At 39.1% G+C, this 16058-nt stretch carries 10 protein-coding genes; 5 read left to right on the top strand and 5 right to left on the bottom strand.

What is annotated here, in order from left to right; translation table 11 throughout:
- The first annotated feature begins 125 nt into the window (after positions 1-125).
- From psaJ to H6G57_RS24915, 3 genes are all read left to right on the top strand, one after another.
- A complete protein-coding gene (gene psaJ, locus H6G57_RS24925; RefSeq protein WP_072720591.1) occupies positions 126-254 on the top strand; it encodes a photosystem I reaction center subunit IX in 129 nt (42 codons plus the stop codon).
- A gap of 148 nt (positions 255-402) precedes the next feature.
- Positions 403-1215, top strand: a complete 813-nt coding sequence (locus H6G57_RS24920; RefSeq protein WP_190523548.1) for a carbon-nitrogen hydrolase family protein — start codon at positions 403-405, stop codon at positions 1213-1215.
- A gap of 296 nt (positions 1216-1511) precedes the next feature.
- Complete coding sequence (locus H6G57_RS24915) at positions 1512-2888, top strand: cation:proton antiporter (protein WP_190523546.1); 1377 nt, start codon at positions 1512-1514, stop codon at positions 2886-2888.
- A 30-nt stretch (positions 2889-2918) separates the two neighbouring features.
- On the opposite strand, the gene H6G57_RS24910 is transcribed toward H6G57_RS24915, so the two are convergent.
- From H6G57_RS24910 to recF, 3 genes are all read right to left on the bottom strand, one after another.
- On the bottom strand, positions 2919-4241 hold the full coding sequence (locus H6G57_RS24910; RefSeq protein WP_190523545.1) for a hybrid sensor histidine kinase/response regulator: 1323 nt from the start codon (positions 4239-4241) through the stop codon (positions 2919-2921).
- A complete protein-coding gene (locus H6G57_RS24905; RefSeq protein WP_190523542.1) occupies positions 4238-9325 on the bottom strand; it encodes a PAS domain S-box protein in 5088 nt (1695 codons plus the stop codon). The genes H6G57_RS24910 and H6G57_RS24905 overlap by 4 nt, the downstream gene beginning before the upstream one ends.
- A gap of 154 nt (positions 9326-9479) precedes the next feature.
- Entirely contained in the window at positions 9480-10637 is a 1158-nt protein-coding gene (gene recF, locus H6G57_RS24900; protein WP_190523540.1) for a DNA replication/repair protein RecF, read from the bottom strand.
- Positions 10638-10832: 195 nt separating this feature from the next.
- Between recF and H6G57_RS24895 the strand changes: the two genes are divergently transcribed.
- Complete coding sequence (locus tag H6G57_RS24895) at positions 10833-11489, top strand: HEAT repeat domain-containing protein (RefSeq protein ID WP_190523538.1); 657 nt, start codon at positions 10833-10835, stop codon at positions 11487-11489.
- Between the two features lies 1 nt (position 11490).
- On the opposite strand, the gene H6G57_RS24890 is transcribed toward H6G57_RS24895, so the two are convergent.
- Complete coding sequence (locus H6G57_RS24890; protein WP_190523622.1) at positions 11491-12723, bottom strand: RNA-guided endonuclease TnpB family protein; 1233 nt, start codon at positions 12721-12723, stop codon at positions 11491-11493.
- 374 nt (positions 12724-13097) lie between these two features.
- On the opposite strand from H6G57_RS24890, the gene H6G57_RS24885 reads away from it, so the two are divergent.
- The gene (locus H6G57_RS24885) at positions 13098-14720 is read left to right on the top strand and encodes an adenylate/guanylate cyclase domain-containing protein (RefSeq protein WP_375539550.1); all 1623 of its coding nucleotides are present in this window, start codon (positions 13098-13100) and stop codon (positions 14718-14720) included.
- Between the two features lie 112 nt (positions 14721-14832).
- Here H6G57_RS24885 and H6G57_RS24880 read toward each other — a convergent pair whose 3' ends face one another.
- Positions 14833-15741, bottom strand: a complete 909-nt coding sequence (locus H6G57_RS24880; RefSeq protein ID WP_309236042.1) for a response regulator — start codon at positions 15739-15741, stop codon at positions 14833-14835.
- Positions 15742-16058 lie beyond the last annotated feature (317 nt).

Below are 16058 nucleotides of genomic sequence, written 5' to 3'. Positions count from 1 at the left end.
CAAATTTTCTATCTAATCGATTCATAAACAATATTTGTTTATGTACCAATACTCTTTGTGAATTCTGCTTTCTTTTAACTGATTAATTCTTTTTCACACGGTTGCAAACTTAGGAGAAAAAACTCATGCAGTATTTCCTGAAATATCTTTCAACAGCCCCTGTTTTAGCCGCCGCTTGGATGGCCGTTACTGCGGGAATTTTAATCGAATTTAATCGCTTTTTCCCCGATTTACTCTTCCACCCTATGCCGTAATTTAACCTTGAGTTAAATTGGGTTTTGGTTGTCGGTTGTCAGTTGTCGGTTGTGAGTTAAGGGTCAACTTCCAACCGTCAACCGTCAACCGTCAACCGTCAACCGTCAACCGTCAACTTTTAATGGTTAACTGTATTTATATTGTTCAATGAAATCCTATCTTGCTGCGGCTATTCAAATGACCAGTACGCCTTGGTTAGACAAAAATCTAGCAGAGGCAGAAGAATTGATTGATTTAGCAGTTCGTCAGGGAGCGGAGTTAGTCAGCTTACCTGAGAATTTTCCCTTTATGGGTGAAGAAGCCGAGAAACTGGCTCAAGCTGAAATCATTGCCCAAAAAACTGAAAAATTTCTCAAAACGATTAGCCAACGGTTTCAAATTACACTTTTAGCTGGGGGTTTTCCAGTTCCCACAACAGAGGGCAAAGTCTACAATACGGCGGTGTTGATGGGGTCTAATGGTCAGGAATTAGCGCGTTATCAGAAAGTTCATCTCTTTGATGTTAATTTACCCGATGGCAATACTTATCGGGAATCTAATACGGTGATGGCCGGAAGTGTTTTACCTCCGGTTTATGATTCCCCAGAATTGGGAAATTTAGGATTATCGGTGTGTTATGATGTCCGATTTCCTGAACTTTATCGCCACTTATCCCAACAGGGAGCAGAAATTTTATTTGTCCCGGCTGCTTTTACCGCCTATACCGGAAAGGATCACTGGGAAATTCTCCTCAAAGCGAGAGCGATTGAAAATACCTGTTATGTGATTGCACCCGCTCAAACGGGGTGTCATTATGGCCGTCGATATACCCATGGTCATGCCATGATTCTTGATCCTTGGGGGGCTGTTCTCGCTGATGGGGGAGATAAACCAGGAGTGGCGATCGCAGAAATTGATCCAGCCCGTCTTGAACAAGTCCGTCGCCAAATGCCCAGCCTCCAGCATCGAGTCTTTAGTTAACAGTTAACAGTTATCAGTTATCAGTTATCAGTTAACAGTTATCAGTTAACAGTTATCAGTTAACAGTTATCAGTTATCAGTTATCAGTTATCAGTTATCAGTTATCAGTTATCAGTTATCAGTTATCTGCTCATCCCCCTGTCCCCCTGTCCCCTCATCCCCCTGTCCCCTTGTCCCCTTGTCCCCTTGTCCCCTCATCCCCTTGTCCCCCTGTGTCTGTTTCCGCTAAAGTAATTGGGGTGAGTTAGATGGAGTTAACAGTGGATCTAGTTACAGGGGTTTTCCCGTTGGGTTCTATGTTCTCAAAATCTGGATTGGGATTTTTACCACTTTTGGGAACGGTGACGGAAGCTTGCCCTCCAGGGAAAGCAGAACCAACAATGGTATTACTGGGGGTTCTGCTGAGTTTAGTGGCGATTTTTGTAGCCAGTAAAGCGGGGGGAGAGTTTGCCAACTGGTTAGGGTTTCCTCCGGTTTTGGGAGAATTGCTAGGAGGGGTAATTATTGGGGTTTCTGCCCTGCATTTAGTGATTTTTCCAGAAGGAGGGATTGATAGTTCTCATTCACTGATTATTAGTATTCTGGAAACGACCGCCGGCTTAAGCCCCGATGCAGCAGAAGCAACGTTTAAATCTCAAAGCGAAGTTTTAGAGATTTTATCCGAACTCGGTGTGATTATTTTGTTGTTTGAAATTGGTTTAGAATCCAATATTGAACAACTGCTGGCGGTAGGAATTCAAGCCTTTATTGTGGCTTGTATTGGAGTTGTTGTTCCCTTTGTTGCCGGAACAGCAGGACTGATGTTTATTTTCCATGTTCCTGTAATTCCAGCAATTTTTGCAGGTGCAGCATTGACGGCTACCAGTATCGGGATTACCTCTAGGGTTCTATCAGAAATTGGTTGTTTGTCTACCCAAGAAGGTCAAATTATCTTGGGTGCGGCGGTGATTGATGATGTCTTAGGCATTCTGATTTTAGCAGTTGTTGCCAGTTTAGCCAAAACAGGCGAAATTGATATTGCTAATATCATCTATTTGATTATTAGTGCTAGTGTTTTTATTGTCGGTGCGATTGTTTTAGGCAAGTTTTTTAACGGAACTTTTGTTGCTCTTGCCTCACAATTTAAAACACGAGGTCGGGTTGTGGTTCCAGCCTTAATTTTAGCCCTGCTTTTAGCCTATATTGGGGGTGCAATTCACCTAGAAGCCATTCTAGGGGCATTTGCAGCCGGGTTAGTGTTAGATGAAACCGAACCAGGTAAGGAGTTAGAAGAGCTAATTAAACCCATTGCTGATGTCATTGTTCCCGTATTTTTTGTGGCGGTTGGGGCAAAAACGGATTTAAGTGTTTTAAACCCAGCTATTCCTGAAAATCGGGAAGGATTAATTATTGCTGTGTTTTTAATTGTGGTGGCAATTGTTGGCAAAATCTCAGCAGGTTGGGGGGTGTTTGGTTTGGATAACCTCAATCGTTTAGGAATTGGCGTTGGGATGATTCCACGAGGAGAAGTCGGATTAGTATTCGCCGCCGTTGGTTCTGCCAGTGGTGCCTTATCTCCGGCTTTGGATGTGGCGATTATTTTGATGGTTATCCTCACCACATTCTTAGCGCCTCCGTTGCTGCGAATTGTGTTTAAAACTGAAACTCCATCCCCGTCGCCAGAAACGACTTAAGGGATTTTGTTCAGGGTTGAGGGTTGACCGTCAACTCTCAACTTCTGAAACAGGAAAAGAAAGGGTAACAATTGTTCCTTGGTTAAGAATACTTTCCAGGGTTATTGTTCCTTGATGGAGTTCTACAAGGCGTTTAACAACGGTTAATCCTAATCCAGCGCCGGGAGTTCCTGAGATAGAATCCGCATTATTGCCGCGATAAAAGGCATCAAATACTTGGTCTAGTTCAGATTCAGGAATGCCAATTCCCCGATCTTGAATTTTAAAAATAACTTCAGTGGGTTGATAAATCAGTTCCAGATTAATCGTCCCTCCCTCTGGAGAATAACGAATTGCATTGGTTAATAAATGAATTAAAATTTGTTTAAGAAAATTGGGATCAGCTTTAAAGACTTCAGGATGATTCCCTTTAATAGATAATTCTATGGGATGGGATTGGTTTTCCAGAGGTTTCCAATCTTCTAAGATCTGTTTAGTAAATAAATCTAAATTTAAAATTTGAGCTTCAAAATTAATTACATTAGATTCGGCTTGTGCCAATACAATTGCACTATTCAAAATCTGTTCAATGCGTTTAACACTTTCATTGACTCGGTTTAAATGACGATCTAAATTTTGAGTTTGTTGTTTTTCGATTTTATATTTAATTAATTCATTAGAAGTCATGATCACCGTTAAAGGAGTCCGAAATTCATGGGAAATTGTCGTAATTAATTGAGATTTCATTTCACTTAAAGATTGTTCTTTTTTTAAAGAAATTTCTAATTTTTTTTGTAAACTAATTAACTCTTGATTTCTCAGTCTCAGTTCTTGAGTACGTTGTTCAACTTTAGTTTCTAACCCTTGATTTAAGTTTTGGAGTTCAGTTTGGGCGGTAATGCGATCGCAAATTTCCTGTTCGAGTTGTTGATTTTTTTGCTCTAACTGTTCTTTTTGTAATTGCAGTTCTTTTTGCAATCGACTGACTTTCAGTTGAGTCGCAACCCGAACGACAACTTCTTGAACATCAAAGGGTTTCGTAATATAATCTAATCCGCCCACTTCAAACCCCATGAGTTTACTTTCAATATCATCTCTAGCCGTAATAAAAATAATCGGAATATCCCGCGTGCGTTCATCCGCCTTGAGAAAACGACACGCTTCATACCCGTCTAACTCGGGCATCATCACATCTAATAAAATTAAATCCGGGGGCATCAATTGGGCCGAATTTAAGGCAAATTGCCCATTAGTTGCTTTCCGAACTCGATAACCTTGCTGTAATAAAACTTGAGATAAAACCCGCAAGTTATCAGGAACATCATCAACAATTAAAATATTGGCTAAAGACGCGGTAGCTGAGTTAGATTTCATGAGAGCGCAAGTGTAACCCAATGAAGAATTAATTCAAACTCAAAGTTATTGATTAATTCCGTAAGCGTGTTAATTAAAAACGGTTGAGAAGCCGGAATCTGTGTTAGCAAACTGAGAAGTTTTTCAGAATCCCCAATTTGAGTTTCGGTAGCAAGCTGATGCAGTAATTCTGGCGGAAGAGTGGCTAAAGCTTCGACAATGACTGCATCCTGGATTTGATGATGTTCAGCTTGGTTCGGCTTCAACTCTTCAACTCTGTACTTTACGCCTAAATGTTTCTTTAGCATCTCCCAAATAGTAGTTTCCGTTAAAGGTTTACCAACGAAATCATCGCAGCCTGCGTCAATTACTTGTTGGCGTTCCTCTTCAAATACACTAGCAGAAACCGCAATAATTTTGGGAAACGGCTCAAAATCAGGGGGGGTCGATAACAAAGTTTGAGCTTTTTTGGCTCTAATTTCTTGAGTAGCTCGATAGCCATTCATACCCGACATTCGCAGATCCATCCAAATTAAATGGGGGTTGTAGGATTCTACCAGAATCAAAGCCATTTCTCCATTTTCCGCTTCTTCAACCTCAAACCCCACAGAACGTAATAATTTCGCTAACCAGTGACGGTTTGCTTCTAAATCATCAACCACTAAAATTCGGTATTCAGGTTGATGGGGTGCGAGTCCCATCACTTGATATTCGGGTTGTGATAACGCCAGGGTTGTAGTGTCAATTTCAGGAACCTCAATTGTGAATTGAAAGCAAGTTCCTATTCCCACTTGACTCCTGACGGTGATTTTACCGCCCAAAAGCTCTACAAATCGACGACTAATCGGTAGTCCCAACCCGGTTCCTTGTTGAGATTGTCGTCCAGTTGTGGTTTGTACAAAAGCATCAAACATGGAATCTAATTCTTCTGAGGCGATTCCATCCCCGGTGTCTTGTACTTCAAACTCAAGTGTGTATCGAGAAGAATCAGAGCCGTTAACAGTCAAGTCTAAAGGCTTAATTCGCAGGGTGACAGAACCGCGATAGGTAAATTTTATCGCATTATCTAATAAGTTGATCAGAACTTGTCGCAATTTGCGTTCATCGGTTTGTATATATCGAGGTAACTGGGGAGATTTCTCAATAATCAGTTGTATTCCTTTAGAGCTAGAACGCAGTTCAAAGGTATTTTTTAAATCTTCTAATAATTGATATAAATCAAATAATGTTATATCGAGGGTAACGTGATTAGCTTCAATTTTAGAAATGGATAAAATATCATTAATTAACTGTAATAAATAAGCTCCATTCCGGTTAATAATTTGTAATTTCTCTCGATGATGGGATGCTAAGGTAGAATCCCGCACCATCAGTTGCGTAAACCCTAAAATAGCATTCAAAGGGGTACGAAGTTCATGACTCATATTGGCTAAAAAGTTACTTTTAGCCCGATTAGCGGCTTCCGCTTGTTCTTTAGCTTTTTGAAGCTCGATTTTGGTTTGTTTTTGTTGGGTTATATCTAACACAAAAGCAACACATTGATTTTGTTCTTCTAATAAAGTTGCTCCTAAAATCACCGGAATTCGAGTCCCGTCTTTATGGAAATATTCTTTTTCATCGGGGGGTAAAATCTTATCATTTAAAATTTTCTGAACCCTTTCTTGATCAGCGGCTTTACCTTCAGGGGGAGTAATCGTATCCCAGCGTAATTGTCCCTTTTCTAACTCCTCTCGGCTATAGCCAATTATCCGTAAAAAGGCATCATTGGCTTCTAAAATTCTGCCTTCAAAATCAGCAAAAAGAATCCCCACAATATTAGCTTCAATTAAATGTCGCCATTTGGCTTCACTTTGGCGTAGGGCTAATTCTCCTAATTTTTGTTCGGTAATATCGGTTACGGAACCCGCCATACTCACTGGGTTTCCTTGTTCATCTCTGAGGGCTTCTCCCCTAGCTTGTACCCAAATATAATCACCTAATTTGTGCAGCAACCGATATTCAATAAAGTAAGGACTATTAAACTGCAAATGATTTTCAATAGTTTGAAATACAGACTGACGATCATCAGGATGAATAAAATTTCTGAACCGGGTTAAAGTGGGTTGAAATTCATTCGGTTGATACCCCATAATTTCAAAAAATCGAGGAGAATACCAAATTTGTTCTTGATGGATATCAAACCAATCCCAAATTCCATCATTTGATCCCTTAATGGCGCGTTCAAATCGTTGTTCACTTTCTTTTAAAGCTTGTTCTGCTTGTACTCGTTGAGTAATATCTTGAAATTGAGCGACAAAATAAAGGGGATGATTCTGACGATCTTGAACAAAACCAATACTGAGTAATCCTGAAACTAAATTTCCCTTTTTATGAATTAATCGTTTTTCTAACGTATAGGTTTTAATTTTACCTTCTAATATTTGTTTAACATAACTTAAATCTCTTTCTAAATCATCAGGATAAGTAATATCATGAAACGTTAAATTTAAAAGTTCTGCCTCAGAATAGCCTAAAATTTGACAAATTGCATCGTTAACTTGTAAAAATCTACAGTTTGTTGAAACAATAAACATTCCAATTGCGGTATTGGTAAATGCACTTCTAAACCGTTCTTCACTTTGACGTAAGATTTCTTCTGCTTGCTGACGAGCGGTGATATCCTGAATAAAGGATAAAGTAGAGGTTAAATTTCCGTGTTGATCAAAAATACCTGACGAAAACCATTCACAAGTTAGAATTTCTCCGGTTTTCGTATAATTGCGGTTTTGCATTTTCAAGGTACTGGTTTGACCGGATATCATTTTCTGAATTTCCTGATAAACATTTTCTTGATCTTCTTCATGGATCATGGAAAAATCATCATTCGATAAACCGACAACTTCATCTGCTTTCCAGCCAAATATATCTTCAGCTTGTTTTGACCAGCGTTTAATTTTACCTTGAGCATCCCATTCTATAATCGCTAAGGGTGAGTTTTCAAAATGTTCTTGAATTTGTTGTAAAGCAGACTGTAGCGATCGCTCCGTTTTTTTAATATAAGTGGTATCGATTGTGGTTCCAACAATCCGATAAATCTTAGATTCTAAATCTTTTAAGGGTGTAAGGCTTGTATACCAAAACCTTTCTACACCATTTAAAACCACGACTTCTTCATAACAAATAGACGTTCCTGCATCAATACAGTCTTGATAATGTTGGATGACCTTTTCCCAGGAAGGGATCTTTAATTCTTGAGGGGTTTTTCCTAACAATGATTTACGCGAAAAACCTGTTATTCTCTCATGGGCGGGATTAGTTCCTACATAGTAAAACTCTCCATTATCTCCAACTTCTACCACAAAAATAGGTTCCTCCACTCCCTCATAAATACTTCGTAATAATTGTTCTTGATTTTTTAAGGTGATTTCCACTTGTCTGCGGTCTGTAACATCTCTGAGGGTTCCTAATAAGCGAATCACCTCTTTGTGTTGTTGATCAAAAATCGGTTCTCCCTGGATTTCTACATAGCCAATTGAACCATCACAACGCACAATTCGTAATTCTGCTGCGAAAGGTTTTTTCGCCCATAAAGGTTTAAGAATTTCATGACGATAGATGGAGTGATCGTCAGGATAAATATACTGTAATATTTCTTCTCCTTGAGGGGGTTTAACGATAGGGTCAAGACCATAAAGTTGATAAATTTCTGGACTCCAAATCGTGGTTTTAGTTTGATAATAAAATTCCCAAATACTCAGTCTTGAAATATGTTGAGCTTGGCGCAATTTTGCTTCGGTTTTTTTGTGTTTAAGAATTTCTATTTTAAGTTGAACTAAAGTATTTTGTAATTGAGTATTCATTCCTTTAAAAGATTGAACTAATTCCCCAATTTCATCACTTCTTTCAAAATCGCTGAGGTGTTGAATTTCACCTTCTGCAATCCGTTTAGCTGCTTGATTAACTGCTAAAATGGGTTTAATAATCCAACGACTGGTCAAGATCCCCACACCAATCGCTAATATAACAATACCAGTACACAGAAAAAAGGTTTGTTTAAACTGAGCATAGACTTCAGCCATGAAGTCGCTTCGAGGAATCACAATAATAGTCAGTAAATCTAAACCATATTGATTTTTTAAGGGAACAACTTGTAAATAATAATGGTTTGATAAACTTTCCCAAGTTGTCAGTGGAATGGTGAAATCAACATTTTGTACCGTTTGAAGGTTTTGTAAATCCCCGTAATTTTTAATTAAAAACTTTCCGATACTATTTAATAATAGATCTTGACTATTTAAAATATTAATTTGTTTTAATTCTTGATGTTTTTGTTGATTAACTTTACCTTGAGAATTTGCTACTACATTTCCCTGTCTATCAATCAAAATAATTTGTCCCGCGTCTCCAACTTGAATCTGGCTAAGGAAATCACTGAGATCGGAAGAGACGATTCCAACGGACAAGACCCCCAACAATTTCCCTGTTTCGGGTTCATAAATTGGCGTATTGAGATTTAATACCCAATCTTCTTGACTTCCTAATAAATAAAGGGAACCCCAGCGTGTTTTTTGACTTTTCACCGCATCTTGATACCAAGGACGCAGGGTAACACTAGGTTTCCAAAAGGTTCTTAAAAGTTTAATGGGTTTTCCTGTTTGATCAAGGGCATAATCATAAATCAGGGATGAATCCTGGGGACTAGAACGCCAGAGTCGCTGTCCATTAAAACGACTAACGGCTACAAACTGATGCTGTTCATTTCCCACTAATATTGCACTAATAAACTTAAAATGATGTAAGTTTAAAAATAGCTGTCTTTCTAACAGATTCAGATTGTTTAAATCTATGTTTTCAGCTTGGCAATGAGAAAGCGTCAAATGGGTAATTGTTTCTGTATCTTCTGTTAGGTGTTCAATATGATCTTTCACACGCTGAGTTACCTCAATCATGAGTTCGTTGCTCATTTTCTCAATGGCACGTTGCCCACTTAAGAAGGAAAGGTAACCAATAATAGATACCGTTGCTGTAATCTGGATAACAAAGGGAATAATCAAGACAAACCGTAAGGGAATTTTTTTCCAGGTTTGACTGATCCATAGAGAACGGAAGAACTGGGAGAAATCCATGATGGAATTGTTTGATTAGCTCAAACGTAAAAACCAAGGTTGTACTCGTTTCTTTGGGGGAACCCTCAGAAAGCATTGAACCTGATTCCTGGAGTTACCACAGCATAGCCGATCCTAATTCGATTATACGTTGAATTTACAATTTGGCTAGGGTTTAGCGACAGGAGTTTAGCGGGTGAATTTGTCCAGCTTTAACGCTTAAAATTTGAGTGTTCTTTAACCATTGAGGATCAAAAGACCCTAAATGGGTGGTTGTAATTAATGTTTGAAAGCGATCTTGAATGGCCTCTAACAGTTGATTTTGTCGATGTAGATCTAACTCAGCTAAGACATCATCTAATAATAGTAAGGGAGGTTCCCCCACCACCGCTTCAATCAGTTGTAATTCCGCTAATTTTAACGCTAAAACTAACGTGCGTTGTTGACCCGATGAAGCATAATTGCGGGCTAGAGTTTGATTAATCGTAAAGATCACATCATCTCGATGGGGGCCAACTAAAGAAATACCTTGTTGTTTTTCGGCGATTAATCGAGTAGCGAGTTTCTCAAAAAAAGCCTGTTGAATTTTCTCCGGGGGTGTGGTTGATAAACTTTGATTGGGTAACTCTAAATTAACATTCGGTTGATAAATAATCTCTAATAACTCCGTACTGCCACTAATCGATTGATGCCAAGCTTTAGCCAAAGGAACTAAACGTTCTAAAACCCGATTCCGCCGTCGTAAAACCCGGGTTCCGGCGATCGCTAATTGTACATCCCAAAGCTTTAATTCTTCTGGTTGAGAATCGGAAACTTCCCCATTCTGTTTAATTTGTTTCAGGAGGGCATTGCGTTGACGTAGGACTTGATTATATTGTTGTAAAATATAAGCATAAATAGGCTCTAACTGTACCAATAACCGATCTAACCAACTGCGTCGATGTTCAGGGCCACCTCGAACTAATTCTAAATCTAAACTAGAAAACTGAACCACATTTAATACACTCAAAAAATCCAAGTGACGACGCAAAGATTGACCATTGAGAGCAACCGTTCGTCCGCCTTGGGAACGCAGGGTAATGGCTAAATCCAAAGTTCCCACGTCCCGTTCCACCGTAGCACTGACTTGTCCAGTAGGTTCAGGATCAAAAATCAAATCCCGATCTCGACTTACCCGATGACTTTTGAGGGTAGAAAGCAATTCCACCGCTTCTAATAAATTCGATTTTCCTTGAGCATTATTTCCTAATAAAATCGTTTTCGGGGCTTCAAATAAAACGTTTTGATCAACATAGTTTCGGAACTGTCGTAGATGTAATACTTTTAAATACATATCAATAAAATCCAGAATTGACACAGAGGTCAGTATATATACGCATTCACTCCTCTTTCTGGAGATAGTTTTGCGGAATTAAAATTTTGCAGTAAAGTAAATAAGTCTATCGATCATCATTAATAAATCAAACCCCATTAAGACCCTTTTGTTGCAAACACAGATTTTAAATTTTAACGCTTCTGGAGGATTCTGATGCAGATCCAGCAAATCCAAACCTACCTGAATAGCCATGATTTTCAGGAGCGACTCCGGGGACTAACTGAGTTAAACGATCACGAGAGTACAGTAGCGATTCCTCTATTAATCAGTAAACTCAGTGATCCTGAATTTATTATCCGGTCTTTTGTGGCGATGGGACTGGGACGTCAACAATCCCCCGAATCCTTTCAAGCCTTGGTGGAACTCCTCGATCACGATCCCGATCCCAATGTTCGTGCGGAAGCGGCTAACTCCCTCTCCCAATATGGGGAAATAGCCATCCCTTACCTCGTGCGTTGTTTTGGTCAAGATTGTAACTGGCTCGTGCGACGGAGTATTTTAGAACCCTTGATCAGCCGTCGTCACCCCCAAGCATTGTATGACATCTGTATTTGTGCGTTGAGTGCCCCCGAACAAGTCGCTCAAGAAGCCGCCATTGAAGGGTTAGCCGGATTAGCCGGAACAGAGAAACAAACAGAAGCCTTAGAACAGCTTTTAGAATTAGTCGGAACTCCAGTTTGGCGAATTCGGACTCGTGTGGCTTTAGCCTTGAGAAAATTTAATCATCCCCAAGCCCAGGCTGCATTACACTATTTGAAAAAAGATGAAGATCATCGCGTCGTCGGGGCTGCGTTAGAAGGCGCAATGTGAACTACCTACACTGACCTTGCGGTACAGTGTAGGCTTCCTGCCCAACAGAAAGCGCAGTAGTGGATTTCTTTCGTCCTCCCTTACTTCGACTTACATCTGGGCGACAGGCTTTATCCCCCGTTCCAGAGGTCAAAACTTGTACTGAGCGTAGTCGAAGTATTCGTAGTCCCTCATCTCTGATGTTAATGCTTGCGTTCACATCCCTGTCATGTCTAGTTTGGCAGTTTTCACAAGTCCAGAATCTTACATCTAGCGGCAAACTACCAACTTGGTTCAAGCACACATGGCAGGTTTTTGAACTGGGAAAAAATCTATCAACTTCAAGATAAATTTTCCCTTCCATTTCTGCCTTGTATTTAAGCATGGTACAGAACATTCCCCATCCTACTTGATGAATGGATTTAGCCAAACAATGATTCTGCACCATGCCTTTAACGTTGAGATTTTCAAGCACAATTACTTGGTTTTCGTTAACTATCCTACGCGATAGCTTGTGCAGAAAATCCTCACGGCAGTTAGTTATTTTTCTATGAACTCTAGCGACTTTAAATCTCGCCTTATTGCGGTTATGAGAACCCTTTTGTTTTCGTGATAGCTGCTGTTGTTTAAGTTTTAAATTCTTTTCATGCTTGCTCAGTATTCTAGGATTATCAAACTTTGACCCATCGCTAGTAATAGCAAAGTGGGTTAATCCCAAGTCAATACCTATTGCTTTACCTTCTGTGTTTAATTCTGGTTTTTCTTTACCATCATCAAACAGAATAGCTGCAAAATATTGATTAGAACAGTTTTTAGATATAGTTACAGTCTTAACTTTCCCCTCAATAGGTCTATGGATAATTGCTGTTACATCTCCTATTTTTGGGAGGGTTACACAATTATCAGCAACTTTAACATTTTGAGGATATTGTATTGACTGTTTACCATGCTTAGATTTGAATCTAGGGTATTTAGCTCTTTTCTCAAAGAAGTTGTTAAATGCTACACCCAAGTTCAAACAAACTTGCTGTAAACATTGTGAGTAAGTTAGTGACAACCAATCATACTCTTTCTTTAATTGGGGAATTATCTTTTTAACTTCATATCCAGATAACCCCTTACCAGTCTCCTTGTATGTTTGGTTCATCAAGTTCAGACAATAATTCCAAAGCCAACGACAACTGCCAAAAGCTTGCGCTAGTGACTGCTGTTGTTGGACATCTGGATATAACCTGACTTTGACGACTCTTAACATATTAGAGTGAACTACGTTTGCTATAAAATAGTATAACATAAGATTTGTTCGTTTCCGACCTGTTCTGCTCCCTGTTCTTCCTGCGGAAGAATTTGGTCGCAGAACTGTCGTCAACTCACGCGCAATTCATCTCAACACTTCCGCTATCGCGGTAAGTGTGAGGCTTCTTGCTGCTCAAGCTAAAATTAGGATAAATCCGGTAATTGGAGTTAAATTGTAAACAGACAGTGATGCCAACCGCAGGAATCAACGGTTATGACTGGGCTGTTCATTTTTGACCTTCTAATAAATGCCTTTAACATCACACTGAAATTTCATTGATTCGCACAATCCCGTCTATGTAACGCTTTTATAGGAATTAGGTTAAGAGGAAAGTGCCGTATATCATTTACAACCCCGATACGACCAGCGCCATGACGTTTAACTTACAGTTCGGTGAGAATACCATCGGACGGGGACGGGATAACACGATTTGTTTGACGGATGTGAGTTTGTCTCGTCGTCATGCTTGCATTGATGTCCGTGAAGATAAAATCACGATTACCGATATGCAGAGTAGTAATCATACCTTTGTTAATGAGGTGATGATTGAACACTCAAATCTCAAGTCTGGGGATTTAATTCGTTGTGGTCGTGTAGTATTTAAGTTTATGAATGTTTCTCTCACACCTGCCTTAAAAGCTCATGGGGAGAATTCTCAAACCTCTGTGATTCAAGAATTTGCGACGGATGCGAGTTATACGATTATTCAAGATTTATTAGAACCTTCCCCCGCCGGAAGTTCAGTTTTAAATATTCGCCAACAAGATGCCCATTTACGAGTTGTTGATAAGTTAAAAATTTTATTAGAAGTCAGCAAAGAGTTATCTTCTCCCCATGAACTCAATAAACTGCTGGATAAAATTTTAGATCTGTTATTTCAGATTATGAATGTTGATCGGGCGGCAATTTTGCTCGTTAATCCCAAAACCAATAATTTAGAACGAAAAGCCGTTAAATTTCGGGAAGAACCCTTAGCGGATGAACATTTTTATAGTAAAAAAATTACCAATACCGTTCGCGAAACAGGGAAGGCATTGTTAATAGCCGATGCTCAATCAGATGAACGCTTTGAGGGTTCTGAGTCGATTTTGTGTCAAGCGATTCATGCGTCCATGTGTGCGCCTTTACAACTTCGAGAAAGTGTGATTGGGGTGTTGTATGTCGATAATTTATCTTTAACAGACATTTATTCTCCCGAAGATGTAGAGTTTTTAACCGCCTTAGCCAATCAATCGGCGATCGCTATTGATAACGCTGAATTATATAAAAAAATGCAGGAAGAAGCGGTCATTCGGAATAAACTTGAACGATTTTTCCCCCCGGCGGTGAGTCGAAAACTGCGGGAAGAAGGAAAATTAGGGATTGTAGAAAGTGAAGTTACCGCTTTATTTTCTGATATTACTCGCTTTACCGAAATGTCGTCTCGAATGCAGCCGAGACAAGTCATTTCTATGTTAAATGAATATTTTAAAATTATGGTGGAGGAAATTGTTTTTCCCTTTGAAGGAACCTTAGAAAAATATATTGGAGATGCCTTAGTTGCGGTTTGGGGAGCACCTTATTCCCGTCATGATGATGTTGATCGAGCGGTGCGGGCGGCGATTGAAATGCAATGGTCTGTTTATCGGATGAATCAACAATGGAAACAGCGTTATGGTGAACCCATTTATATTCATATTGGACTGAATACCGGACAGGTGGCGGCGGGAAATATTGGCTCTTCTAAACTAATTCAATATACCCATATTGGAGATACTATGAATGTAGCGAGTCGGATTTGTTCTGCTGCTCAAAAAAACGAAATTTTAATTTCTCAATCCACATTTGATCAACTTAAAGATCGCAGTATTCCCTTAGAAAAAATTCCCCCCGTTATTGTTAAAGGCAAAGCTGAACCGTTACAACTGTATCGGATTCACTGGCAAGAAGTTCAATCAACGGTTTTATCGTTTTAAATGGAATCATAGATTGGTGATCAGTATAACAACCGTTTGCACCCTAATTGACTCATAACGACTCAAAAAAAATAAGCCACCCTGAACAAATTCCTAGTTTTATAGCGCTATATCAGTTATTATTAGCTGACAGTTGACACTTAAATTCAATGAGATTCAAATTGGTAATTTGACGAATTGTAATTGAACACCCATCTCCAAATTTTACCGCAGTCAAATAACAGCAACCTTCAGCCGGATCATTTCCCCAACAAACTTTTTCTTCGATTTCTTCCCCCGTCTCAACTACCTTAATCAAGGAATTAAATAGCTTAGGATTGAGTTGATTAAGCATTTTTTTGGGAATAGTCTTACCGATAAGATTTTCTCGTTTTTGACCCAAAATTTTAACAAAGATAGGATTAATAATTAAACAGTAAAAATTGTTAATCTCTTCAGTTATCATATCTCTTTCCGCTTGTAAAGCCATGATTCCATCTTTAGAACTATTTAATAAATTAGCCAGTAAAGCCCGAGATTGGTAGAGAATTTCTGCTGTTTGTTGATGGTGTTCAATTTGCTGTTTTAACTTCTGTTTTTGTTGTTGAATAATGAGTTGAGTTTGCAAACGGGCGATCACTTCTTTGGGTTCACAGGGTTTGGTAATATAATCCACTCCACCGACTTGAAAAGCTTTGACTTTATCGAAAACTTCATTTAGCGCACTCAAGAAAATTATCGGAATTTCTGAGGTTGTTTCATCAGCTTTTAAAGCTTGACAGACTTGATACCCATCCATTTCTGGCATGGCAATATCGAGCAAAATTACATCCGGGTGAGTCTTTTGGATTGTTCTTAATGCCATCTTCCCATTATTAACACTTCGGACGATATACCCATGTTCATTTAATAGATTTGTTAAGAAATGTAAGTTTTCAACCAGGTCATCAACAATTAAAATATTACCTTTCGGATCTTCCTTTTCATCACCATTAAGTTCTCCTATTTCTTCTTGAGAAGATGAAGATGTGCCACAACGCACTTCAATAACCCATCGAAAGTTATTCTTAGTGATTTTTTCCCCAAAGACACCGGAAAGACGTTGCCATAATAGGGACGCTAAATCTTTAATATGACCAACACTAAGATATAAGCTCTCAGCAAGGCTACTGTAGCTTTCATTATCCCAAGCAGCTTTGAGGATTTGTTTTTCTGAAGGCGTTAGGGGTTGACCGATACTTTTTTGCTAACATTTGTTAACAAATACATAAGTTAAGATAATTTCTTAACCAAGGCGTATCAACCAATGCACGAAGGAAAATCCCTCGCGCACCATTTAGATCCCTGTCCATCTTTAAT

Origin of the sequence: Planktothrix sp. FACHB-1365, from assembly GCF_014697575.1 — a bacterium.
GTDB lineage: Bacteria > Cyanobacteriota > Cyanobacteriia > Cyanobacteriales > Microcoleaceae > Planktothrix.
Note: the sequence above shows the minus strand (reverse complement) of the source record. Positions and strands in the feature narration are given on the sequence as shown.